The sequence below is a fragment of the Achromobacter sp. SD115 genome (genome assembly GCF_017355315.1).
GTDB classification, from domain to species: Bacteria; Pseudomonadota; Gammaproteobacteria; order Burkholderiales; family Burkholderiaceae_B; genus Achromobacter; species Achromobacter xylosoxidans_B.
In genome coordinates, this window is the sequence record NZ_JADIJM010000021.1 from 88,729 (window position 1) to 111,450 (window position 22,722).

Consider the following 22,722-nt stretch of genomic DNA (forward strand, 5'->3'; position numbering starts at 1 on the left):
ATTAATGGTCCGGGAATACCCGCATCCACAGGGGGTGAAATGGCAAATTCCCCTAAGGGATTTTGATTCAAGGGCAAAGATACATTCAGTTAAAACAAGATTCGTATCTACACACTTTAGTGGTTTCAAAACGGCCGGAATTGTCTGATCCGGCCGTTGCGCGGACACCTTCCGAGGGGGTTCAGCCGCCTAAAACGGCCACTCCGTGGACGCTTGCCGGCCGCTATCCGTTCTTGCCGTACATATAGTCCCGGCGCCACGGATAGGCCTGGTCCGGCGGATTGTCCAACTCGTCGGCGCGTCCCGTCGCCGGGTGCTGGCCCAGGATCTGATGCAGCGCGATCCAGCCATGCTCGAACCCCATGGCGCAGCCGGCCAGGTAGAGGCGGTAGGCCCGCAGCGAGCGCCCGCCCTGCTCGCCGCCCAGGATCCGCGCCGCGTCGGAAAGGCGCGCCTCCAGCGCATCGCTCCAGGCCCACAGGGTGCGCGCGTAATGCGGCCGCAGGTTTTCCACGTCCACCTCTTCCAGGCCGCCGTTGGTCAGGGTTTCCAGCACCACGCTGACGTGGGTCAACTCGCCGCCCGGGAAGATGTATTTCTCGATGAATTCGCCCATGCCGTTGCCGAGCTCGGCGTTGTAGACGCCGGCCGCGGTAATGCCATGGTTCATGATCAGCCCGCCCGGTTTGAGCAGGCGGCGCAGCTTGGCGAAATAGCCTTCGAGCTGGGCGCGGCCCACGTGCTCGAACATGCCGACCGAGGCGATCTTGTCATAGGGAGCGGACTCGTCCAGCTTGCGGTAATCGAGCAGCTCCATGCGGACCCGGCCGGCGAGCCCCTTCTCCTGGATCAGCTTGCTGACGTGCGCGTGCTGGTTGCGCGACAGCGTGATGCCGGTGGCGTCCACGCCGTAGTTCTCGGCCGCCCACAGCAGCAGTCCGCCCCAGCCCGCGCCCACGTCCAGGAAGCGCTCGCCTTCGCGCAGGCGCAGCTTGCGGCAGATGTGGTCCAGCTTGGCTTCCTGGGCCTGCGCCAGCGTCATGCCCGGCTCACGGTAGTAAGCGCAGGAATAGACCCGGCGGGGATCCAGCCAGAGCGCGTAGAAATCGTCCGACAGGTCGTAGTGGAACTCGATCTGCTTGGCGTCGCGCTCGACCGAGTGGCGCCAGACCGACACCACCTTGCGCACCAGTTCCGTCAGCCAGCCGCCACGGGCCGCGTCCACCGGCGAACCGGGCAACAGCGCCGATGCCGCGGCCATGACATCGCGCATATTGCCTTCGATGTCGATGCGGCCTTCCACGTAATCCTGGCCCAGCACGCCCACCGCGCCTTCGGCCAGGTGCGCCAGGGCGGTCTTGTCGTGCGTGACGAAACGGACGCGGGGCTCGGGCGGCCCCAGCACGGCGCCGTCGGGCAAAACCAGCTGGACCGGGACCGGCAGGGCCTGAAGTTTGCGTTCCACAACAGACAACAAAGGATTCACGGCTATTCCTCTGGAATACGTACGGACCGCGATGACTTTATCGGAAAAAACCTGAAATTTGCTTGTAAGGTTGCCCGTGATACAGTCGTCTACTTGGCCCAAAACGTGCAACAAACCGCATCGGGGCCCTGTCACTGCGCACCCCGCAATCCACATGCCCCCATCACAGTCTTTTCGCAGCGGCCTGCCCGGCTGGCTGATACTCATGGGCGCGCTGACCGCAATCGGTCCGTTCGCCATCGACATGTACCTGCCCGCGTTCCCCACGATCGCGGCAAACCTGGGCGTATCCCGCGGCGATGTCGAACGTACGCTGGCCGCCTACCTGATCGGGCTGGCGATGGCGCAGGTGTTCTACGGCCCGATGGCCGACCGCTACGGCCGCAAGCCGCCGCTGCTGGTGGGCCTGACGCTGTTCATGATCGCCTCCCTGGGCTGCGCACTGTCCGGGTCGGTCGAAGCGCTGACCGGCTGGCGCGTAGTGCAGGCCATGGGCGGCGCCGCGGGCATCGTGATCCCGCGCGCCGTCATCCGCGACCACTACGAGACCCACGAAGCCGCGCGCGCCATGTCGCTGCTGATGCTCATCATGGGCCTCGCCCCCATCCTCGCGCCGCTGGCAGGCGGCCAACTGCTGGCCATCACCTCGTGGCGCAGCCTGTTCTGGGTGATGCTGGCCGGCGGCGCGATGCTGATGGCCGCCGTCATACTCATCATGAAGGAATCGCTGGCGCCCGAGCGCGTGGTGCCGCTGCGTTGGGAAACCATACTGCGGAACTACCGCGACCTGTTCGCCCATCGCGGCTTCATGGCGCACAGCCTGGCCGGCGGCTTCGGCCAGGCGGGCATGTTCGCCTACATCATTGGCTCGCCGCGCGTCTTCATCGAACTCTACGGCGTGGCTCCCCAGTACTACGGCCTGCTGTTCGGTACCAATGCGCTGTCGCTGATCGTCTGCTCGCAGATCAGCGCCCGCCTGCTGCGCACCTATACGCCGCGCCAGTTGCAGCGCCGCGCCCTGACCGCACTGGCATGCGCCAGCCTGGCGGCGGTCGCGCTGACGCTGGCCGGCTGGATGACGCTGCCGCTGCTGATGCTGTGCCTGATCTGCTACATGGGCAGCCAGGGCTTCGTGAACCCCAACTCGGCGGCGCTGGCATTGTCGGACCAGGGCAAGCGCCTCGGCGCGGCGTCCGCGCTTTTGGGGACGCTTCAGTTGTCCTGCGGCGCGCTGGCCGGTTTCGCCGTGAGCGCCTGGCAGACCGACAGCGCCCTGCCTCTGACGACCACGCTGGCGACCTGCGCCTGCCTGTCCTGGATCTCGGGCCGCGTGGCGCGATCGCACGCCAGCTAGCCTGGTCGCTTGATTTAATTACGCTTTTCGTATTAGAATTTAAGTCTTCACATGAAGTTTCCCGTGCCGGACTACTATGCTTTGTAGTTCAGCACTCTGACCCCAACCGCGCAACGTCTGGCGATTCCCCAGGAATTCCAGAGATTCTTCCAAGAATTTTGCGGGTGGCAGGCAGCGGGTATAAGCACTGGGGCGGACCAGACTGGGCTTTAACGGCCATTCCGATCCCCCCTCATCCACTAAGACTGGGTGGCCGGCAAAGGCAGCGCAAGCGCCTGTACAGCCCGGCGGCTGAAACCCTGTCTACCCCCCAAGCGATGCGCGACAAAAGAATGACCTAAAGAGGTGCATCCATGGCACGCGTATGCCAAGTGACCGGCAAAGGCCCGATGGTGGGCAACAATGTTTCGCACGCAAACAACAAGACCAAGCGTCGCTTCCTGCCCAACCTGCAATCGCGCCGGTTCTGGGTTGAAAGCGAAAACCGCTGGGTCCGCCTGCGTGTTTCGGCCAAGGCCATCCGCACGATCGACAAGAACGGCATCGACGCCGTGCTGGCCGAAATGCGTGCCCGCGGCGAAATGGCCTAATCGGCCTCCCCGCCAATCTACATACTAGGAGCACGACATGGCCAAAGGTATCCGCGAAAAGATCAAGCTCGAGTCGACTGCCGGCACGGGTCATTTCTACACGACCACCAAGAACAAGCGCAACATGCCCGAGAAGATGCTGATCAAGAAATTTGATCCGGTCGCTCGCAAGCACGTTGACTACAAGGAAACCAAGCTGAAGTAATTCAGCCGGTTTTCCCGCAAGACAAAGAGGCCCTGCATCGCAGGGCCTTTTTCATTTCCGCGCGGACGCCGCGTGGGGCGCCTGTCTATTGCCCCGGGGCGAAGGCCCATGTTCCAATTGGGCCGCTGTCATCCGCCGCGCCTGCTGGCGCCAGATTCCCTCTCCACGCGATACCTGACATGTTCCGTCCCTGCCTTACCCTGTTGCGCCGCGCCGTGGCGCCGGCACTCCTGGCCCTGGCGCTGACTCCCGCCGCCTCGGCCAAGGACAAGGAGCCGCCCATCCGCATCGGCGAGATCAACAGCTACAAGGCGATCCCCGCCTTCCTCGGCCCGTACAAGAAGGGCTGGCAGCTGGCGCTGGAAGAGGTCAACGCCGGCGGCGGCGTGCTGGGCAGGAAGCTGGAAGTGATTTCGCGCGACGACAACGGCAACCCCGGCGATTCGGTGCGCGCGGCCCAGGAATTGCTGGCCCGCGAAAAGGTTGAGCTGCTGTTCGGCGGCTTCCTGTCCAATACCGGCCTGGCGCTGACGGACTTCGCCAAGCAGCAGCAGGTGTTCTTCCTGGCGGCCGAGCCGCTCACCGACAAGATCACCTGGCAGGACGGCAACCGCTACACCTACCGCCTGCGTCCGTCCACCTGGATGCACGTGGCGGCGCTGGCCCCCAAGGCGCTGGCCTTGCGCAAAAAGCGTTGGGCCATCGTCTACCCCAACTATGAATACGGCCAGTCCGCCGTGGCCACTTTCAAGGCCATGATGACCTCGTTCCAGTCCGACGTGGAATTTGTCGCCGAGCAGGCCGTGCCGCTGGGCAAGGTCGATGCGGGCGCCGTGGTGCAGGCACTGGCCGATGCCAAGCCCGACGCGATCTTCAACGTGCTGTTCGCCGCCGACCTGACCCGTTTCGTGCGCGAAGGCAATACCCGCGGCCTGTTCGAGAACCGCGCCGTGGTGTCGGTACTGTCCGGCGAACCCGAATACCTGGAGCCGCTGGGCGCCGATACGCCCACCGGCTGGATCGTCACCGGCTACCCCTGGTACGCCATCGACACGCCGGCCAACAACGCCTTCGTCGAGGCCTACAAGAAGCGCTACAACGAAACGCCCAAGGTCGGCTCGGTCGTGGGCTACGCGTCCCTCATGTCCATCGCCCAGGGCCTGAAGGCCGCTGGCGAAGTGGACACCGAAAAACTGGTCGACGCCTTTGCCGGCCTGAAGGTCGACACGCCCTACGGCCCGATCCAGTACCGCAAGATCGACCACCAGTCGACCATGGGCGTATACGTCGGCGTGACCGCGGTGGAAGACGGCAAGGGCGTGATGAAGGATTTCGCCTACATCGACGGCGCCCGCCTGCAGCCGCCTGACGAGCAAGTGCGCAAGATGCGTCCGGCGCACTGATGAGCCTGTCCGGGCTGCTGCTGCAGCTGCTCAATGGGCTGGCGGACGCCAGCGCGCTGTTCCTGGTGGCCGCCGGCCTGTCGCTGATCTTCGGCGTCACGCGCGTGGTCAACTTCGCGCACGGTTCGTTCTACATGCTGGGCATCTACCTGGCCTGGACCTTCACCGGCTATTTCGGCGACGGCGCGGGCTATTGGGCCGGACTGCTGCTGGCGGCGCTGGCCACGGGACTCATCGGCGCGGCCGCCGAATGGCTGGTGCTGCGGCGCCTGTACCAGGCCCCCGAACTGTTCCAGCTGCTGGCCACCTTTGCGCTGGTGCTCATCATCGGCGACGCGGCGCTGGCCATCTGGGGGCCGGAAGACCTGTTCGCGGCGCGCGCCCCCGGCCTGTCCGGCGCCGTGCAGATCCTGGGCCGCCGCTATCCCGAATACGACCTGCTGCTGATCGCCGCCGGCCCCGTGGTGCTGGGCCTGCTGTGGCTGCTGCTGATGCGCACCCGCTGGGGCCGCCTGCTGCGCGCCGCGGCTGAAAACCGCAAGATGCTGGCCGCGCTGGGCGTGAACCAGGCCTGGCTGTTCACCTCCGCATTCACCCTGGGCGCCTTCCTGGCCGGCCTGGGCGGCGCGCTGGCGGCGCCGCGCGTGCCCGCCACGCTCGGGCTGGACCTGGAAATCATTGCCAGCGCCTTCGTGGTGGTAGTGGTGGGCGGCCTGGGCTCGATTCCCGGCGCCTTCCTGGCCGCCTTGCTGATCTGCTCCGTCAAGGCTTTGTTCGTGTTCCTGGGACAGGTGCAGATCGGCCCCTGGCTCTTCAACCTGTCCAAGCTCACGCTGCTGGCCGAGTTCGCCGTGATGGCCGTGGTGCTGGTGGTGCGGCCCTGGGGCCTGCTGGGGAAGCCGCCAGAGCCCGCCTCCCACGCCGCCGCGCCCGAGCGTCCCATCGCCCCGGCGGGCCGCCGCCTGCGGCTGGCCTACGGCCTGCTGCTGGCGCTGCTGGCGCTGGCGCCCGTGGCGGCCGCGTACAGCCCCTACCTGGGCATCCTGCTGACCGAAATCCTGATCGCCGCGCTGTTTGCCGCCAGCCTGCACTTCCTGACCGGACTGGCCGGCATGACCTCGTTCGGCCACGCGGCCTGGTTCGGCCTGGGCGCCTACGGCGCCGCGCTGCTCTTGAAACTGGCGGCCGTGCCGATGGAAGCGGCGCTGCTGCTGGGTCCTTTCGCCGCGGCGCTGGGCGCGCTGCTGTTCGGCTGGTTCTGCGTGCGCTTGTCGGGCGTGTACCTGGCCATGCTGACCCTGGCGGTGGCGCAGATCCTCTGGGCGCTGGCCTATCAGTGGGACGACGTGACCGGCGGCAGCAACGGCCTGATCGGACTGTGGCCGTCGGCCTGGCTCACCCAGGGCCCCTGGTTCTATTACCTCACGCTGGCGCTGTGCGTGGCCGGCATCGCCTGGCTGCGCCGCCTGGCGTTCTCGCCGCTGGGCTACGCCCTGCGCGGCGTGCGCGACTCGTCCTTGCGCGCCGAAGCCCTGGGCATGGACACGCGGCGCGTGCAATGGGCGGGCTTCGTGGCCGCCTCCTTTGCCGCGGGCCTGGCCGGGTCGCTCTACGCGTTCTCCAAGGGCAGCATCGCGCCCGACACGCTGGCCGTGAGCCGGTCCGTGGACGGGCTGGTCATGGTGCTGCTGGGCGGTTTGCAGACCCTGGCCGGCCCGTTGGTCGGCGCGGCATCCTACACCTGGCTGCAGGATGCGGCCGCGCGCAGCACCGAGTACTGGCACGCCGTGCTGGGGCTGGCCATCCTGGCCCTGGTCATGGCCTTTCCCGAGGGCTTGGCCGGCGCCGCCGCGCGCATCGCCGCAAGCTGGAACAGGAGGCGCGCATGACCGCCGCCCCGCTGCTGCAAGTCCGCGAACTGCGCAAATCGTTCGGCGGCATCGACACGCTGGCCGGCGTGTCGTTCACGCTGGAAGCGGGCCGGATGCTGGCACTGATCGGCCCCAACGGCGCCGGCAAATCCACCTGCTTCAATGCGCTGGGCGGCCAATTGCGGCCCGACTCCGGCTCGGTCCTGCTGGACGGCCGCGAGCTGGTGGGCCTGTCGGCCGGCAAGATCTGCCGGCTGGGCGTGGGACGCACCTTCCAGACCGCCGCCACCTTCCGCTCCATGACAGTGCGCGAGAACGTGCAGACGGCGCTGCTGTCGCGCGACGGGCTGCTGCTGAACCCGTGGCGCCGGGCCACCCGCTACGCGGCAGAGGAAGCCATGTCGCTGCTGTCGCAGGTGCAGATGGCCGACAAGTCGGAGGATCATTGCGGCACGCTGGCCTATGGCGACGTCAAGCGGGTCGAACTGGCCATGGCGCTGGCGCACCAGCCGCGGCTATTGCTGATGGACGAGCCCACCGCGGGCATGGCCACCAATGAACGCCATGCGCTGATGCGGTTGACGCGCACGCTGGCCGACACGCAGCGCATCGCGGTCCTCTTCACCGAGCACAGCCTGGACGTGGTCTTCAAACACGCCGACCGCATCGCGGTGCTGGTGCGCGGCAGTCTGCTGGCCGAGGGCGAACCGGCGCAGATTGCGGCCGACGAGCGGGTCCGCGCCGCCTACCTGGGCACGGAAACGCCACAGCCGGCCTGAATCCCGGCGCGCCCGGCCTCAGTCATCCCTCAGCCCGTTGGGCTGGCATTCCCAGAAAATCTTGGCCTGGCACCCCTCGCAGATGCCGCGGTCCAGCTTGGCATAGATCGTGTGCAGCGCCGTCGCCTTGTCGGGAAAAATGTGATCTTCGCCCAAACGCTGCAGGAATCCCGTGCGGCGCCACATGTCCAACACTTCCGGCCGGGGGCGGTGGAAATACAGGTCGCCGCCCATGGCCCGTCGGGCGGCCAGCTCGTCTTCCCAGACCTGCGCGCCGGCCATGTCGATGAAATTCATGCTCTTGGCCATGACCAGCAGGTGGCGCGGCGCGTCGGGCCCGGCGCGCAGTTCATGCAGCCGCTGCGCCACGTGCGTGGCGGCGCCGAAATAGACCGAACCTTCCATGCGCAGCAGCTTCAGTTGCGGGCATTCAGGCAAGGCGTCGGGCTGATGCTCCAGCACCACGAAACGCCGCTCCAGTCCGCGCGAATCGAAGCCCATGGTACGCATCGCGGGCCGCGAGGTGCGGTGCAGATAGACCATCAGCGACAGCACCGTGCCCAGCAGGATCGCCACTTCCATGCGTATGGTGATGGTGGCGGCCAGGGTGGCGGCGGCGATGACGGCTTCGCCGCGCTGGGTGCGGATAAGCTGGCGCCAGCGCGGAATGTCGAACAGGGTCCAGGCCACCAGCAGCAGCAGCCCGGAGATCGCGGCATGCGGAATCATGGCCAGCAGCGGCGCCGACAAGGCCACCAGCGCCACCAGCAGCAAGGCCGAAAACACGGACGCCAGCGGCGTCTTGGCGCCGGCCTCGTAATTGGGAATGGAACGGTTGAGCGATCCACACGACAGATAGCAGGAGAAAAAGCCGCCCACGATGTTGGACAGCCCCTGCCCCACGAATTCGCGGTTGGCGTCGATGCGCTGGCCTGAACGCGTGGCCACGGCCTTGGCGATGGAAATGGACTGCGCCAGCGCCACGATGGTCAGCGCGAAGGCCACGCTCAGCAGTTCGGGCAGCGCGCGCCAGTCCACGCTGGGAATATGGAAAGGCGGCCAGGGTTGCGCCAGCGCGCCCAGCACGGACACCGGCGCGCCCTCGGTCATCGCGTTGAACCCGGCGGCCGCCAGCGCCCCTGCGGCCAATCCCGCCAGCATATAGGGCTTGCGCTTGTCCAGCCGCCGCAGCAGCAGCGCCACCGCCAGCGTCGTGAGCGTCACCAGCAAGGCGCCCCAGTGCACCTGCGCGATGTTCGTGGCCAGGCTTGCCAGCAAAGCTCCCGCGCCGTGCACGTCCGGCGCGGGCATGCCCAGAGCGTCCTTCAGCGCATGCACGGCAATCAGCAGGGCCGCGCCGCTGGTGAAGCCGAACAGCGCCGAAGGCGAAATGAAATGCGCCAGCGATCCCAGCCTGAGCGTCCCCACCAGCCATTGCATCAAGCCGACCAGCACGGTCACGGCCAGCGCCAACTGGATGTAACCCTGGCTGCCGGCGACCGCCAGCGGCGTCAGCACCGCATAGAGCGCCAGCGAGTTGGCGTTGGTCGGGCCTGACATGACGTGGCGGCTGGAGCCGAAAAGCGCCGCGACGATACAGGGCACGATGGCGGAATACAGGCCGTACTCGGGCGGCAGGCCCGCCAGCATGGCGAACGCCACGCCCTGCGGCAGCACCAGCAGCGCGCCCAGCAGGCCCGCCGTCGCATCCGCGCGCAAGGTCCGCGCATTGACCTCGTCCACCCACGAGCCGAACAACCGGCGCGCGACGCTCATCCCCCCCTGCATCATTCTTTCCTGTCCCTTGGCATCTGCTTTCTGATCGGCCCGCCTGCGGCGCACAGAGCCTGCGGCGGGTCGTCTAGCGTAAACGCTAGCGCCCCCCGCGCGCAACGCGTCCCGGCTACTTCAGGTAGCGGCTTTCGAGTTCCCGCATGCGGGCATCGCCCTGCAACGCGATGATTTCCTTGACCGTCGGCAGGCTGGCGCCCACTTGGTGGATGCCGCCATCGCGGCGGATGCGGGCGAATACGTCCCGCATCGCCCCCACCGCGGCGCGAATGGCGTGGTTGCCATAGATCACCAGGCCCACTTTGCCCAGCGCCTGGATATCGGATTCGCGCAACTGGGGATAGGCGGTAGGCACCAACACCAGCGGCGCGCGGCCTTGCCATGCGGCCACGAACGACAGGATCTCGTCAGGCGTGCTCTGCTTGGAATGGATCAGGATGGCATCCGCGCCGGCGGCTTCATAGGCATGGGCGCGGGCCAGCGCCTCCTGCTCGCCGGCGCCGGCGATCAGGGCCTCGGTCCGGGCAATAACGCAGAAATCCGCATCGCGGCGGGCGCCGCAGGCGGCTTCGATCTTGCCCTGGAACTCCTCGATACGCACCAATTCCTGCCTGCCGGAGGCGCGCAGGCTGGTGTCCTTGGGAAAGGTCTTGTCCTCCATCACCACCGCCGACACGCCCGCCGCTTCGTACTGCGGCACCATGTAGGAGACGTTGATTGCATTGCCGAATCCCGTGTCGATATCGGCGATGACGGGCGCGTCCACCACGGCGGCGATCGCCCGCATCATTTCCAGGTGCTGCGATGGCGAAAGAATATTGGCGTCGGGCACCGCGTAGCTGGCCGACAGTTCGAAGCCGCTGCCCCAGATGGCGTCGAACCCAGCCTCGGCCGCCAGCCTGGCGGACAGCGGGTTATGCGCCGACATGGCATGCATCAAGACGGGGTCCTGCAATTTCTGGCGGAAACAGGCGTTTCTGTTCATGGCGGGAGCGTAGGCGCAAACCCGGCGCGCCGCGCGCCGGCTGCGGCCATCGTAGCGCCAATCCCGGCGCGGCCGGAACCTCAGCCGGCTTCGCCGCCGCGCCGCGCCTTCATGGCCTGCCCGATGGCGGCCAGCGCGTCGTCCGGAATCAGCCGCGCCGCCATCGGCAGCAACTCGCTCTCTTCACGCTGGATATGCGCGGCGTAGGCCTCGGTGAAATCCTGGATCTGGCGCGCGGGCAGTTCGGCCTGGCGGCCCGCCGCGATCTCGGCAAGCGCCTGGCGCAAGGGCTCCCAGCGCTGCGCCAGTTGCCGGTGCTCGGCAACCAGGCCGTCCACCAGCGCATGCAGGCAGACGGCGTCGGAGCCGGCCATGGACTCGATCAGGGCCGGGAACAGGTCCTCTTCCTCGTCCTCGTGATGGTGCGCGGCCGCGGTATCGAAATAGCGCAGGACGCTGGCCGCCGCGGTCTGTGCCGCCGCGTCGCTGCCGTGCACGGGTAGGTGCCCGGCCAGGCGCCCCAGCGTGGCGCACTGGCGGGAAATGCGTCCATGGCAGGCCGACAGCAGGGCCAGCGGATCATCGGCTCCCGGCGCCGGGGCCGGACCTCCAGGAAAGCTCACCGCCATCACACACCTCCGTTATCCGGCGTGGCCACGCCACCACAAGCGGACGGAATCCCACGCGCGCCCCGCGAATCCCGCCTCTGCCACTGGTTCCAGCGCCACCACGGGAAACTGCATGGCGGGCTTGCCGTCCACCAACACGCGCACCGCGCCCACCGGGGACTGGGCCGCGATCGGCGCGATCAGCGGGTCCTGCGGCGTCCACACCGGCTCGACCTTGGCGCCCGCAGGCACCGTCACGTACGCATCGCGCGCGAATCCGGCTTTCAGGCTGTCCTGCTCGCCCTTCCAGACCTCGGGCGTGGCGACGGCCTGGCCGCGCGCGTACAACTTGATGGTATTGAACCCCTGAAAGCCCCACTCCAGCAACTCGCGGCTTTCCTGCGTGCGCAGCTTGTCCGAGGCCGTGCCCACCACCACCGTGATCAGACGGCGTTGATCGGCGCCATTGGGCCGCTGCGCGGTGGCGACGATGCAGTAGCCGGCCGACTCCGTGTGCCCGGTCTTCAGGCCGTCCACGCTGGGATCCAGCCAAAGCAGGCGGTTGCGGTTGGGCTGCGTGATCTTGTTGAAGGTGAACTGCTTGGCCGAGTCGTAGGTCTTGTAGAGCTGCGGATAGTCGCGGATGAAGCGCGTGGCCAGGATGGAGAGATCGCTGGCGGTGGAGTAGGTCTCCGGATCCGGCAGGCCGTGCGGGCTGGCGAAACGCGTGGCGTGCAGGCCCAACTTCGCGGCAGTGTCGTTCATCCGCGCCACGAAGGCCTCGACGCTGCCCGACACCGCCTCGGCCAGCGCGATGGCGGCGTCGTTGCCCGACTGGATCATCAGTCCGCGCAGCAGGTCATCCACCGACACCTTCGAGCCAGGCTCCAGGAACATCTTCGAGCTGCCCGCCGGCACCTTCCAGGCGCGGGTCGACACCGTGACCAGCTGCGTGGCCGACAGCTCTTTCTTGCTGAGAGCCTCGAACACCACGTAGGCCGTCATGATCTTGGTCAGGGACGCGGGCTCGATCCGGGTCGTCGCCGCGTGCGACGCGATCACCTGTCCGCTGGTCTCGTCCAGCAGCAGCCAGGCCTTGGCCGACAAGGCCGGAGCAGGCACCGTCTGCGCCATGGCTCCCGACATGCACGCGGCCGCGACGATCAGGCTCGCCGCCAACTTCTTCATCAACATATGGCTTGCTTCACTTCCATGCTTGGGTTTTTCCCGCGCGGGCCTCGCGCAGGGCACGCAATTGGAACACGCGCGGCGCAGTTGGTTCAGTGCCGCAGACATCTGAAAAAAAGCGCTATGAATGTCACGACATCTTGCGAGGCCCCTTCTACAAAGCACTTTCTGTGTCGAAAACAACAAACAAGGGTCAAAAACCCGCTAGAAAACCGCATTAACCGCCACTCTTCCGCTATCATCGGCCGCGTAGCGTTAAACGCCGATATCCGGCGCGCGCGCTGCTCCATGTCCTCAACATACGGATTTTGACCATGGCCACGAAAGCAAAAGCTCCTGCCAAGAAAGTCACCAAGCCCGCCGTCAAGGCGCCCGCAAAGAAGGCAACCGCCGCAAAAACCGCTGTGAAGCCCGCTGCCAAGCCGGCCGTCAAGAAGGTCGTCGCCGCCAAGAAGGTCGCTGCTGCCCCCAAGGCCATCAAGGCTGCTCTGAACAAGACCCAGCTGATCGCCTACATCGTTGAGCAATCCGGCGTTGAAGCCAAGTCGGTCAAGGCCGTCCTGGCCAGCCTGGAAACCTCGGTGCTGAGCTCCGTGGACAAGAAGGGCGCCGGCGAATTCACGCTGCCCGGCCTGTTCAAGGTTGCCGTGCAGAAGGTTCCCGCCAAGGCCAAGCGCTTCGGCAAGGATCCGTTCACCGGCGAAGAGCGCTGGTTCCCCGCCAAGCCGGCTTCGGTCAAGGTGAAGGTTCGCCCGCTCAAGAAGCTGAAGGACGCCGCGCAGTAATTCGCGCGTAGTTCCGGTCAAGCCGGAAGGGTCCGCCTCGCGAGAGGCGGGCCCTTCTTTTTTGCCGCGGCGCTTGCCGCACGCATGGCGTCCTCATCCTAATTTATCTTCATGTTAAGATACTTCACGTAAAAATAAACGCCGTCTATCCATGAATGACCTTGTCGATCTGGTGATCTCGCAATGGACCCGCGAATGCCCAGCCCAGGACTTCGCCGCCATGTCCGTCGTCACCCGCGTGTTCCGCCTGAACGCGCTGGCCGCGCGCAACGTGAACCGCAGCTTCCGCAATTACGACCTGCATCAGGGCGAATTCGACGTGCTGGCTACGCTGTACCGCAGCGGCGCCCCCTATGCGCTGAATCCGCAGAAGCTGGTGGAGGCCCTGCTGCTGACCTCCGGCGCGATGACCAACCGGCTCGATCGCCTGGAGCAGGCCGGCCTGCTCACGCGCAGCCCCAACCCGGAAGACCGGCGCGGCGTCATCGTGTCGCTCACGGCCGAGGGCCTGCGCACCATCAAGCTGGTGTTGAAGGACTACCTGAAAGACCTCAATGAACTGCTCGAGCCCCTGTCCGCCAGCGAGCGCAAGCAGCTGGCCGGCCTGCTCAAGAAGCTGCTGATCAAGCAAGACCAGGACACGCCCGGCGGCATCGGCACCTGAACCGAGCCCCTTTTCCGCAGCCGCCCTCCCCTATCCAGATCCATGACTTCCGCTTCCCAGTCCTCCCAGACGCCCGCACTGACCGCGCCCATCATCCTGCTGATGTCGGTGGCCACCGGCCTCGCCGTCGCCAGCAACTACTACGCCCAACCGCTGCTGCACACCATCAGCGAGCAATTCTCGCTGTCCACCGCCACGGCCGGCACTATCGTCACCACCGCGCAACTGAGCTACGCCCTGGGCTTGATGCTGCTGGTGCCGCTGGGCGACATGTTCGAGCGCCGCGGCCTGGTCGTGCTGATGAGTCTGCTGTCTTCGGTCGGCCTGCTGATTTCCGCCTTCGCCCCCAACATTACCGTGCTGATCCTGGGCACCGCGCTGACCGGCATGCTGTCCGTGGTGGCGCAGATCCTGGTGCCCTTCGCCGCGACGCTGGCCGCGCCCCACGAACGGGGCAAGGCCGTGGGCACGGTCATGAGCGGCCTGCTGCTGGGCATCCTGCTGGCCCGCACCGTCGCGGGCGCGCTCGCCGACGTGGGCAGCTGGCGAACGGTGTACTGGGTCGCGGCCATCCTGACGCTGGGCATGTCCGCCGCCCTGTGGCGCCTGCTGCCGCGCCACCAGAGTCCGGCCGGACTGAGCTACCCGCGCCTCCTGGGCTCGATCCTGCGCATGTTCATCGAGGAACCGCTGTTCCGCGCCCGTTCGCTGCTGGGCGGACTGCTGTTCGCGGCCTTCAGCATGTTGTGGACGCCCCTGACCTTCCTCCTGGCCAGCCCGCCGTACCAATACAGCAACACCACCATAGGCCTGTTCGGCCTGGCGGGCGCCGCCGGCGCCTACGCCGCCAACCGCTTCGGCCGTATGGCAGACCGGGGCATGGGTAACCTGGCCACCCGCGTCGGGCTGCTGTTGCTGCTGGGCTCCTGGGGACTGATGGCGTTCGGCCAGATGTCGGTGCTGGCCCTGCTGGCCGGCATCCTGGTGCAGGATCTGGCGATCCAGGGCGTGCACGTCACCAACACCAGCTCCCTCTACCGGCTGCGCCCCGAGGCGCGCAGCCGGCTGACCGCGGGCTACATGACCAGCTACTTCATCGGCGGCGCATCCGGTTCGCTGGTATCGTCCTGGCTGTACGCCCATTTTGGCTGGCCCGGCGTGGTCACGGCGGGCGCCGTCCTCGGGGTGATTACACTGGCTTACGGCGCCCTGGCGCCCAGTGCGCGCATCCCGGAAATGGCTCCGTCCCCTGCCCGCGCCTAGCACCTCCTATAATCAGGGGTTTTGACCGCCTCCGCGCCCACGCGGCGAGGCGGCTCACCCTTTTTTGCCACCGTGCACGAGCCCATGCAGGAACGTTACCTTCCCACTACCGTCGAAGCAGCCGCCCACCAAGACTGGCAGGCCCGCGACGTCTATCTGGTCCATGAACAAGCCAAGAACGCCGACGGCTCCGAAAAGCCGAAGTTCTACGCCTGCTCCATGCTGCCCTACCCCAGCGGCAAGCTGCACATGGGCCACGTGCGCAACTACACCATCAACGACATGATGGCGCGCCAGCTGCGCATGCGCGGCTACAACGTCCTGATGCCCATGGGCTGGGATGCCTTCGGCATGCCGGCGGAAAACGCCGCCATCAAGTCCAAGGTGCCGCCGGCGAAGTGGACGTACGACAACATCGCCTACATGAAGAAGCAGATGAAGGCGATGGGCCTGGCGATCGACTGGTCGCGCGAAATGTGCGCCTGCGATCCCCAGTACTACAAGTGGAACCAGTGGCTGTTCCTCAAGATGCTGGAAAAGGGCGTGGCCTACCGCAAGACCCAGGTCGTCAACTGGGATCCGGTGGACCAGACCGTACTGGCCAATGAACAGGTCATCGACGGCCGCGGCTGGCGTTCGGGCGCGCTGGTCGAGAAGCGCGAAATCCCCGGCTACTACCTGCGCATCACCGATTACGCCGACGAACTGCTGGGCGCGGTCCAGAACGACCTGCCCGGCTGGCCCGAGCGGGTGCGCCTGATGCAGGAAAACTGGATAGGCAAATCCGAGGGCCTGCGCTTCGCCTTCCCGCACCAGATCACCGGCCAGGACGGCCAGCTGATCCAGGACGGCAAGCTGTACGTCTTCACCACCCGCGCCGACACCATCATGGGCGTGACCTTCTGCGCCGTGGCGCCGGAGCACCCCCTGGCCACGCAAGCCGCCTTGTCCAACCCGCAACTGGCCGCGTTCATCGAACAATGCAAGCTGGGCGGCACGACCGAGGCCGAAATGGCCACGCGCGAAAAGGAAGGCATGCCCACGGGCCTCTTCGTCACGCACCCGGTCACGGGCGCCGAGGTCGAGGTCTGGGTCGGCAACTACGTGCTCATGAGCTACGGCGACGGCGCCGTCATGGGCGTGCCGGCGCATGACGAGCGCGATTTCGCCTTCGCCAGGAAGTACGACCTGCCCATCGTCCAGGTCGTAGACGTGGCCGGCAAGGAATACTCCACCGACGCCTGGCAGGAGTGGTACGGCGACAAGCAGGCCGGCCGCACCATCAATTCGGGCAAGTACGACGGCCTCTCGCACAAGGAAGCGGTCGACGCCATCGCCGCCGACCTGGGCGCGCAAGGCCTGGGCGAAAAGCAGACCACCTGGCGCCTGCGCGACTGGGGCATCTCGCGCCAGCGCTATTGGGGCACCCCGATACCCATCATCCATTGCGCGGATTGCGGTCCGGTCCCGGTTCCGGAAAAAGACCTGCCGGTGGTCCTGCCCGACGACCTCATTCCGGACGGCAGCGGCAACCCGCTGACCAAGAACGAGGCCTTCCTGTCCTGCGCCTGCCCCAATTGCGGCAAGCCGGCGCGCCGCGAGACGGACACGATGGACACCTTCGTGGACTCGTCCTGGTATTTCATGCGCTACACCTCGCCGGGCAACGACCGCGCCATGGTCGACGCGCGCAATGACTACTGGATGCCGATGGACCAGTACATCGGCGGCATCGAACACGCGGTGCTCCACCTGCTGTACGCCCGCTTCTGGACCAAGGTCATGCGCGACATGGGCTTGCTCAACTTCGACGAACCCTTCACCAAGCTGCTGTGCCAGGGCATGGTGCTGAACCATATCTACTCGCGCAAGACGCCCCAGGGCGGCATCGAGTATTTCTGGCCGGAAGACGTCGAAAACGTCTACGACGACCGCGGCGCCATTGTCGGCGCCAAGCTGAAGTCGGACGGTTCCGCCATCACCTACGGCGGCGTGGGCACCATGTCCAAGTCCAAGAACAACGGCGTCGATCCGCAATCGCTGATCGACACTCTGGGTGCGGACACGGCCCGCCTGTTCGTCATGTTCGCCAGCCCGCCGGAACAGACCCTCGAATGGTCCGACTCCGGCGTCGAAGGCTCCAACCGCTTCCTGCGCCGCCTCTGGTCCATCAGCTACGGCCAGCGCGAAGCCATCGCGCGCGGCCTGGCCCATGGCGCCGACTGGTCGCAGGCGCCGGCCCCGGTCAAGGATCTGCGCCGCGAAGTCTACGGCCTGCTCAAGCAAGCCGACTACGACTACCAGCGCATCCAGTACAACACCGTCGTGTCCGCGTGCATGAAGATGCTCAACGCCATCGACGACGCCAAGCTGCCCGAAGGAGCGCCCGCGGACGCCGCCTACGCCGAAACGCTGGGCGTGCTGCTGCGCGTGCTGTACCCCGTGGTGCCGCACATCACCTGGCACCTGTGGCGCGACCTGGGCTATGCGCACGAGCTGGGCGACCTGCTCGACGCGCCCTGGCCGCACGTGGACGAGGCGGCGCTGGTCGCCGACGAGATCGAGCTGATGCTCCAGGTCAATGGCAAGCTGCGCGGCTCCATCCGCGTGGCCGCCAAGGCCGCCAAGGAAGACATCGAAAAGCTCGCGGCATCCCAGGAAGAGGTCGCCCGCTTCCTGGAAGGCCGTCCGCCCAAGCGCGTCATCGTGGTTCCGGGCAAACTGGTCAACGTCGTAGGCTGATGAGGTCAAGCATGCACTTCGCCGGGCAACAAACGCATTCCCCCCGCCAGTCCTGGCTGCTGCGCGGCGCCTGCCTGGCGCTGTTCATGCTGCTTTCCGCTTGCGGCTTCGCCTTGCGGGGAGTCACGCCGATGCCGTTCGAGACGCTGTACGTGGGCATTTCTGACACCACGCAGTTCGGCGCCGACGTGCGCCGCGCGCTGCGCGCAGCCTCGCCGGACACCAAGCTCGTGTCCTCTCCCAAGGAGGCCCAGGCCATCCTGCAGCAGGTCAACGAGGTCCGTACCCTGCGGGAAGTCTCGCTGAACGCCCAGGGCCGCGTCGAGGAGTACGAACTCGGCATCAACTACACCTTCCGCCTCATCGACGCCAAGGGCCGCGCCCTGATCCCCGATACGACACTGTCGATCTATCGCGAAATGCCTTACGACGACCAGGTCGTGCAAGCCAAGCAAGGCCAGATCGAAACGCTGTACAAGGCCATGCAGCGCGACCTCGTGTCCCGCCTGCTGCGCCGCATGACCGCGCCGGAAATACGCAAGGCGTTCGAGAACGCAGAACAGCGTGCCGAAGACGGCGAGACCCCGCTATACGACCCGACCGCGCCGGATCAGAAGCGCACGCCCGCGCCGTGGCAGACGCCGTCCACCACAGATCCGGCCATCCTGCGCTAAATGGCACAACCCCTGGACGCGGATCGCCTGGCCGAGCATTTGCAGCGGCCAGGCAACCGCCTGGCGCCGCTCTATACGGTGTCCGGCGACGAACCCCTGCTCGTGACCGAGGCCGTGGACGCCCTGCGCGCCGCGGCCCGCAACGCGGGCTACAGCGAGCGCCTGTCCATGGTGATGGACGCGCGCAGCGACTGGAGTTCGGTCACCGCCGCCACCCAGAGCGTGTCGCTGTTCGGCGACCGCCGCATTCTTGAAATCAAGATCCCGACCGGCAAGCCCGGCAAGTCCGGGGCCGACACCCTGGCCAAGCTGGCCGAACAGGCTGAAAAGCAGGCCGATCCCGACACGCTCGTCCTGATCGCCCTGCCCCGCCTGGACAAGGCCACCCGCGAAAGCCGCTGGGTGCAGGCGCTGAACCGCGGCGGCATGATGGTCGACATCGCCAACATCGAGCGCGGCCGCCTGCCCGCCTGGGTCGGCATGCGCCTGGCGCGCCAGAACCAGCGCGCCGACAGCGCCACGCTGCAATGGATGGCCGACAAGGTGGAAGGCAATCTGCTGGCCGCCCACCAGGAAATCCAGAAACTCGGCCTGCTCTACCCCGAAGGCCAACTGGCCGCGGAGGACGTGGAACGCGCGGTGCTGAACGTGGCGCGCTACGACGTCTTCGGCCTGCGTGACGCCATGCTCGCCGGCGACATCGGCCGCACCATCCGCATGATCGACGGTCTGCGCGCCGAAGGCGAAGCCCTGCCGCTGGTGCTGTGGGCGGTCGGCGAGGAAATCCGCCTGCTGGCCCGCGTCGCGGAAGCCCGGGCCTTGGGCCAGGACGTCAACGGCCTGATGCGCCGCCTGCGCATCTTTGGCGCGCATGAGCGCCTGGCGTTGCAGGCGCTCGGCCGGGTGCAGCCGAACGTGTGGCCCGCCGCCGTGCAGCACGCCCATGAGGTCGACCGCCTGATCAAGGGCCTGTCCGTGCCTGGGCGCCTGTCCGATCCCTGGGAAGAAATGACGCGGCTCGCGTTGCGCGTCGCCGCCGCCGGCGGACGACCGTGAAGGCGGCATAGCCGCCGCCTTCGCCTTCCCTTCCGGCCCTCCCGCTGGAACTCGCCCGGTCTGACGCCCGGATATAAACTGAATCTCCAGGCGGCGCCCGCGCCGCCCCACTTTCATGATCGACGCCGCCATGTCCTCGTCCTCCATCGAACACGCCATGCTCACCCTGGGCGAAAACGCCCGCCGCGCCTCGCGCGCCATGATGCGCGCCAATGGCGCCGCCAAGAACCAGGCGCTGCTGGCCATGGCCGACGCCCTGGCCGCCAGCCACGACGAACTCAAGGCCGCCAACGAGAAAGACCTGGCGGCGGCGCGCAGCAACGGCCTGGAACCGGCCCTGCTGGACCGTCTGACCCTCTCAGACAAGACCCTGGCGCACATGGCCGAGGGCCTGCGCCAGATCGCCGCCCTGCCCGACCCCATCGGCAGCATTACCGCCACCAGCGTGCGCCCCAACGGCATGCGCGTGGCGCAGATGCGCGTGCCGCTGGGCGTGATCGGCATCATTTACGAATCCCGCCCCAACGTGACCATAGACGCCGCTGCGCTATGCCTGAAATCCGGCAACGCCGCCATCCTGCGCGGCGGCAGCGAGGCCCTGCATTCCAATATCGCGCTGGGCCGCGTGGTGCAGGCCGGCCTGGCCGCCGCGGGCCTGCCGCAGGACGCGGTGCAGGTCGTCGCCACGGCCGACCGGGCTGCGGTCGGCAAGCTCATCACCATGACCGAGCATATCGACGTCATCGTGCCGCGCGGCGGCAAGGGCCTGATCGCCCGCCTGTCGCAGGAAGCGCGCGTGCCGCTCATCAAGCACCTGGACGGCAACTGCCACATCTATATCGATGCGGCAGCGGACCCGGACAAGGCGCATGCCATCGCCTTCAACGCCAAGACCTACCGCTATGGCATCTGCGGCGCCATGGAAACCTTGCTGGTCGACGCCGTGGCCGCCGTTTCCATCCTGCCCAGCCTGGCTGCGGCGCTCACCGAGTACGGCGTCGAATTGCGCGGCTGCCCGCGCACGCTGGCTCTGCTGCCGCACGCCAAGCCGGCCACCGAAGAAGATTGGGCCACGGAATACCTCGGCCCCATCCTGGCGGTGCGCATCGTCGATACGCTGGACGACGCGATCGAGCACATCGCGCGCTGGGGCTCTGGCCATACCGACGCCATCGTCACCGAAGATCTGTCCGCCGCGCAGCGCTTCCAGCGCGAGGTCGACTCCAGCTCGGTCTACGTCAACCTGCCGACCTGCTTTGCCGACGGCTTCGAGTACGGCCTGGGCGCCGAGATCGGCATCTCGACCAACCGCCTGCATGCGCGTGGTCCCGTCGGCCTGGAAGGCCTGACCACGCTGAAATGGGTGCTAAGCGGCGAAGGCCAGGTACGCGGCTGACCCTGGGCGCGGCGGCGCGCGAAGACTGACGCGGCCCTGAACACGGGGCCGCGGCAAGCCTTTTACAATACGGTCGGCAATTTTTCGCAGGCTTTCCCATCATCCGAACGCGGCACACCGCGTCTTCCCGAGATCCCCCATGTACTCACCCGCCATGGCCATGGCCTTCAGCCTCTTCCTGCTTTGCTTCTTCACCTGCACGCTTTGCGGCATCGTGCTGTTCTTCAAGCGCAAGCAGATCAACGCCAAGCTGAAGCACCCGTATCTGCAGCACCGCCCGTTCAATCAGTATCCGCTCGCGATCCAGGCGTCCATCATGCTGGATTATTTCTTCCGCTTGATGTTTCCCGACACGCGTTTCTGGCTGATCGGCAACGCCAACGATCTGCTCCCGCACGTTGACCCGAAGAAGACGCCGCTGGCTCTGAAATGGCCCATCGTCGGCTTCTGGGGCTCCTGCTGGCTCGGCCTGATCGCCATGATCGTCCTCTGGATCATGCTGTTTGTAGGAGCTTGAACACATGCAGATCAAGATCGAAGACTACCCAGGCAGCCTCGATGCTGCACGCTACCTGATCGCCGCGCGCGAATCCGGCGTGGCCGGCCCGCGCCTGCCCGCCGACTGCCGGCCGCAATCGCTGAACCAGGCCTTCGCCGTGCAGCAACGCACCGCGCAACTGCTGCTTGAAAAGCATCAGGACGACATCGGCGCCTGGAAGAGTGCGTTGCCCACGCCCGAGAAAAGCGTGGTCGCGCCCATCTACGCCTCGACCGTCGCCTATGCCGAAGCCGGCCCGGTCGCGGCCCGGACCGCAACGGTGCGCATCGAACCCGAGATCGCGTTCGAAATCGCACGGGATCTGCCTGCCCGCCCCCAGCCCTACAGCGAAGCCGAAGTAGACGCGGCCATCGGCGGCGCGCGCCTGGCCCTGGAAGTACTGGGTTGCCGCTATGCCGCTCCGGAACACGCCAGCCTGCCGGAACTGCTGGCCGACCACATGTTCAACCAGGGCTTGGTGCTAGGTCCACGCATCGCCTCGCCGCACGATGCGCCCGGTAGCATGAGCATCACGCTGGCCGTGGACGGCGCCGAAACCGAGCAGCATGCGGGCATCCACCCGAACGACCGCCCCAAGGCGGGGCTGTACTGGCTGGCCAACTTCCTGCGCGAACAAGGCCTGGGGCTGCGCGCCGGCCAGCACGTCATCACCGGTTCCTATGCCGGATTCCTGGACGTGCCCGCCAGCCGCGACCTGGAACTCGCCTACGGCGACCTCGGCATCCTACGCCTGCGCTTCAGCAACCAGGCAGGCAACCAATAACGCCCGGGAACCCTCGCCATGCTCGCCTTGCGCCCCTTTGTCCTCACGGATTTTCCGCTCTTGGCCAGTTGGTTTTCCAGCCTGCCCGAGGTGGTGCAATGGGGCGGCTCGCACCTGTCGTTTCCGCTGGCGCAGGCCGACGCGACCGCCATGCTGGCGGAAGGGCTCAGCACGCCGCCCAGCCGCCGCTGCTGGATGGTCTGCCGCGACGGCTCTCCCATCGGCCATGCACAGCTGGCCTACGACTGGCGCGACGGCAACGCCCGCCTGGGCCGCGTCGCCATTGCGCCGGCCGAGCGCGGCCTGGGCCTGGCCCGTCCCATGGTCGCTCTGCTGATAGACGAAGCGTTTCAGACGCCCGGCATCGAGCGGCTGGAGCTTAATGTCTACATGTTCAATGAACGCGCCATCCGCACTTACGAAGCGCTGGGTTTCACCCTCGAAGGCGTCAGGCGCTCGTCGACGCGGGCGGGCGCGGAACGCTGGGACACCGGCATGATGGGACTGCTGCGCTCGGAATGGCGCAGCGCGCAGCCGGCGTCGCCAGCTGCCTGACTCCG

The 22,722-nt window shown here is 66.8% G+C and carries 21 protein-coding genes; 16 read left to right on the forward strand and 5 right to left on the reverse strand.

Annotation, left to right across the window (positions count from 1 at the left end; genetic code table 11):
* Positions 1-223 precede the first annotated feature (223 nt).
* The gene (locus tag IPU70_RS25150; protein ID WP_207471542.1) at positions 224-1,486 is read right to left on the reverse strand and encodes a class I SAM-dependent methyltransferase; all 1,263 of its coding nucleotides are present in this window, start codon (positions 1,484-1,486) and stop codon (positions 224-226) included.
* Positions 1,487-1,691: 205 nt separating this feature from the next.
* Here IPU70_RS25150 and IPU70_RS25155 point away from each other — a divergent pair, with 205 nt between their 5' ends.
* The 6 genes from IPU70_RS25155 to IPU70_RS25180 all read left to right on the forward strand — a co-directional run bounded on the left by IPU70_RS25155 (position 1,692) and on the right by IPU70_RS25180 (position 7,688).
* Complete coding sequence (locus IPU70_RS25155) at positions 1,692-2,840, forward strand: Bcr/CflA family multidrug efflux MFS transporter (protein ID WP_207471606.1); 1,149 nt, start codon at positions 1,692-1,694, stop codon at positions 2,838-2,840.
* 353 nt (positions 2,841-3,193) lie between these two features.
* Entirely contained in the window at positions 3,194-3,430 is a 237-nt protein-coding gene (rpmB, locus tag IPU70_RS25160) for a 50S ribosomal protein L28 (RefSeq protein WP_013395424.1), read from the forward strand.
* Positions 3,431-3,467: 37 nt separating this feature from the next.
* The gene (gene rpmG, locus IPU70_RS25165; protein ID WP_003810296.1) at positions 3,468-3,635 is read left to right on the forward strand and encodes a 50S ribosomal protein L33; all 168 of its coding nucleotides are present in this window, start codon (positions 3,468-3,470) and stop codon (positions 3,633-3,635) included.
* Positions 3,636-3,814: 179 nt separating this feature from the next.
* Positions 3,815-5,038 (forward strand): ABC transporter substrate-binding protein, encoded by a 1,224-nt coding sequence (locus IPU70_RS25170; protein WP_013395425.1) that lies wholly within the window; start codon positions 3,815-3,817, stop codon positions 5,036-5,038.
* Positions 5,038-6,927 (forward strand): ABC transporter permease, encoded by a 1,890-nt coding sequence (locus tag IPU70_RS25175; RefSeq protein ID WP_207471544.1) that lies wholly within the window; start codon positions 5,038-5,040, stop codon positions 6,925-6,927. Before IPU70_RS25170 ends, IPU70_RS25175 begins: the two co-directional genes overlap by 1 nt.
* Positions 6,924-7,688 carry an ABC transporter ATP-binding protein gene (locus IPU70_RS25180; protein WP_207471546.1) on the forward strand — a complete coding sequence of 255 codons (765 nt, stop codon included), beginning with the start codon at positions 6,924-6,926 and terminating at the stop codon, positions 7,686-7,688. The genes IPU70_RS25175 and IPU70_RS25180 overlap by 4 nt, the downstream gene beginning before the upstream one ends.
* Positions 7,689-7,706: 18 nt before the next feature.
* On the opposite strand, the gene IPU70_RS25185 is transcribed toward IPU70_RS25180, so the two are convergent.
* The 4 genes from IPU70_RS25185 to IPU70_RS25200 form a co-directional block, all read right to left on the reverse strand.
* Positions 7,707-9,464: a SulP family inorganic anion transporter gene (locus IPU70_RS25185; protein WP_207471548.1), complete on the reverse strand. Its 1,758-nt coding sequence runs from the start codon at positions 9,462-9,464 to the stop codon at positions 7,707-7,709.
* Between the two features lie 127 nt (positions 9,465-9,591).
* Positions 9,592-10,464, reverse strand: coding sequence for a phosphonopyruvate hydrolase (locus tag IPU70_RS25190; protein WP_207471550.1), 873 nt, complete (start codon positions 10,462-10,464; stop codon positions 9,592-9,594).
* Between the two features lie 80 nt (positions 10,465-10,544).
* A complete protein-coding gene (locus IPU70_RS25195; protein ID WP_207471552.1) occupies positions 10,545-11,093 on the reverse strand; it encodes a hemerythrin domain-containing protein in 549 nt (182 codons plus the stop codon).
* Positions 11,094-11,105: 12 nt separating this feature from the next.
* Positions 11,106-12,266 carry a D-alanyl-D-alanine carboxypeptidase family protein gene (locus IPU70_RS25200; RefSeq protein ID WP_207471554.1) on the reverse strand — a complete coding sequence of 387 codons (1,161 nt, stop codon included), beginning with the start codon at positions 12,264-12,266 and terminating at the stop codon, positions 11,106-11,108.
* Between the two features lie 308 nt (positions 12,267-12,574).
* Here IPU70_RS25200 and IPU70_RS25205 point away from each other — a divergent pair, with 308 nt between their 5' ends.
* The 10 genes from IPU70_RS25205 (at position 12,575) to IPU70_RS25250 (ending at position 22,717) form a co-directional block, all read left to right on the forward strand.
* Positions 12,575-13,045 (forward strand): HU family DNA-binding protein, encoded by a 471-nt coding sequence (locus tag IPU70_RS25205; RefSeq protein ID WP_013395432.1) that lies wholly within the window; start codon positions 12,575-12,577, stop codon positions 13,043-13,045.
* Positions 13,046-13,196: 151 nt separating this feature from the next.
* Entirely contained in the window at positions 13,197-13,709 is a 513-nt protein-coding gene (locus IPU70_RS25210; RefSeq protein WP_207471561.1) for a MarR family winged helix-turn-helix transcriptional regulator, read from the forward strand.
* Between the two features lie 42 nt (positions 13,710-13,751).
* Positions 13,752-14,972: an MFS transporter gene (locus IPU70_RS25215; RefSeq protein ID WP_207471563.1), complete on the forward strand. Its 1,221-nt coding sequence runs from the start codon at positions 13,752-13,754 to the stop codon at positions 14,970-14,972.
* 84 nt (positions 14,973-15,056) lie between these two features.
* Positions 15,057-17,714, forward strand: coding sequence for a leucine--tRNA ligase (gene leuS / locus IPU70_RS25220; RefSeq protein ID WP_207471569.1), 2,658 nt, complete (start codon positions 15,057-15,059; stop codon positions 17,712-17,714).
* Positions 17,715-17,725: 11 nt separating this feature from the next.
* Positions 17,726-18,388, forward strand: a complete 663-nt coding sequence (gene lptE, locus IPU70_RS25225; RefSeq protein ID WP_207471571.1) for an LPS assembly lipoprotein LptE — start codon at positions 17,726-17,728, stop codon at positions 18,386-18,388.
* Positions 18,389-19,444 carry a DNA polymerase III subunit delta gene (gene holA, locus IPU70_RS25230; RefSeq protein ID WP_207471573.1) on the forward strand — a complete coding sequence of 352 codons (1,056 nt, stop codon included), beginning with the start codon at positions 18,389-18,391 and terminating at the stop codon, positions 19,442-19,444.
* Between the two features lie 115 nt (positions 19,445-19,559).
* Positions 19,560-20,840, forward strand: a complete 1,281-nt coding sequence (locus tag IPU70_RS25235) for a glutamate-5-semialdehyde dehydrogenase (RefSeq protein ID WP_207471575.1) — start codon at positions 19,560-19,562, stop codon at positions 20,838-20,840.
* A 139-nt stretch (positions 20,841-20,979) separates the two neighbouring features.
* Positions 20,980-21,357, forward strand: coding sequence for a hypothetical protein (locus IPU70_RS25240; protein WP_207471577.1), 378 nt, complete (start codon positions 20,980-20,982; stop codon positions 21,355-21,357).
* A 4-nt stretch (positions 21,358-21,361) separates the two neighbouring features.
* Positions 21,362-22,162 carry a 2-keto-4-pentenoate hydratase gene (locus IPU70_RS25245; RefSeq protein WP_207471584.1) on the forward strand — a complete coding sequence of 267 codons (801 nt, stop codon included), beginning with the start codon at positions 21,362-21,364 and terminating at the stop codon, positions 22,160-22,162.
* An 18-nt stretch (positions 22,163-22,180) separates the two neighbouring features.
* Positions 22,181-22,717: a GNAT family N-acetyltransferase gene (locus IPU70_RS25250; RefSeq protein WP_207471587.1), complete on the forward strand. Its 537-nt coding sequence runs from the start codon at positions 22,181-22,183 to the stop codon at positions 22,715-22,717.
* The last annotated feature ends 5 nt before the right edge of the window (positions 22,718-22,722 follow it).

Bases quoted from the DNA above. Each gene is read 5' to 3' on its own strand.
- IPU70_RS25155 (WP_207471606.1), top strand. From the start codon at position 1,692: ATGGGCGCGCTGACCGCAATCGGTCCGTTCGCCATCGACATGTACCTG.
- rpmB (WP_013395424.1), top strand. From the start codon at position 3,194: ATGGCACGCGTATGCCAAGTGACCGGCAAAGGCCCGATGGTGGGCAAC.
- rpmG (WP_003810296.1), top strand. From the start codon at position 3,468: ATGGCCAAAGGTATCCGCGAAAAGATCAAGCTCGAGTCGACTGCCGGC.
- IPU70_RS25170 (WP_013395425.1), top strand. From the start codon at position 3,815: ATGTTCCGTCCCTGCCTTACCCTGTTGCGCCGCGCCGTGGCGCCGGCA.
- IPU70_RS25175 (WP_207471544.1), top strand. From the start codon at position 5,038: ATGAGCCTGTCCGGGCTGCTGCTGCAGCTGCTCAATGGGCTGGCGGAC.
- IPU70_RS25180 (WP_207471546.1), top strand. From the start codon at position 6,924: ATGACCGCCGCCCCGCTGCTGCAAGTCCGCGAACTGCGCAAATCGTTC.
- IPU70_RS25185 (WP_207471548.1), bottom strand. From the start codon at position 9,464: ATGAGCGTCGCGCGCCGGTTGTTCGGCTCGTGGGTGGACGAGGTCAAT.
- IPU70_RS25190 (WP_207471550.1), bottom strand. From the start codon at position 10,464: ATGAACAGAAACGCCTGTTTCCGCCAGAAATTGCAGGACCCCGTCTTG.
- IPU70_RS25195 (WP_207471552.1), bottom strand. From the start codon at position 11,093: ATGGCGGTGAGCTTTCCTGGAGGTCCGGCCCCGGCGCCGGGAGCCGAT.
- IPU70_RS25200 (WP_207471554.1), bottom strand. From the start codon at position 12,266: ATGTTGATGAAGAAGTTGGCGGCGAGCCTGATCGTCGCGGCCGCGTGC.
- IPU70_RS25205 (WP_013395432.1), top strand. From the start codon at position 12,575: ATGGCCACGAAAGCAAAAGCTCCTGCCAAGAAAGTCACCAAGCCCGCC.
- IPU70_RS25210 (WP_207471561.1), top strand. From the start codon at position 13,197: ATGAATGACCTTGTCGATCTGGTGATCTCGCAATGGACCCGCGAATGC.
- IPU70_RS25215 (WP_207471563.1), top strand. From the start codon at position 13,752: ATGACTTCCGCTTCCCAGTCCTCCCAGACGCCCGCACTGACCGCGCCC.
- leuS (WP_207471569.1), top strand. From the start codon at position 15,057: ATGCAGGAACGTTACCTTCCCACTACCGTCGAAGCAGCCGCCCACCAA.
- lptE (WP_207471571.1), top strand. From the start codon at position 17,726: ATGCACTTCGCCGGGCAACAAACGCATTCCCCCCGCCAGTCCTGGCTG.
- holA (WP_207471573.1), top strand. From the start codon at position 18,389: ATGGCACAACCCCTGGACGCGGATCGCCTGGCCGAGCATTTGCAGCGG.
- IPU70_RS25235 (WP_207471575.1), top strand. From the start codon at position 19,560: ATGATCGACGCCGCCATGTCCTCGTCCTCCATCGAACACGCCATGCTC.
- IPU70_RS25240 (WP_207471577.1), top strand. From the start codon at position 20,980: ATGTACTCACCCGCCATGGCCATGGCCTTCAGCCTCTTCCTGCTTTGC.
- IPU70_RS25245 (WP_207471584.1), top strand. From the start codon at position 21,362: ATGCAGATCAAGATCGAAGACTACCCAGGCAGCCTCGATGCTGCACGC.
- IPU70_RS25250 (WP_207471587.1), top strand. From the start codon at position 22,181: ATGCTCGCCTTGCGCCCCTTTGTCCTCACGGATTTTCCGCTCTTGGCC.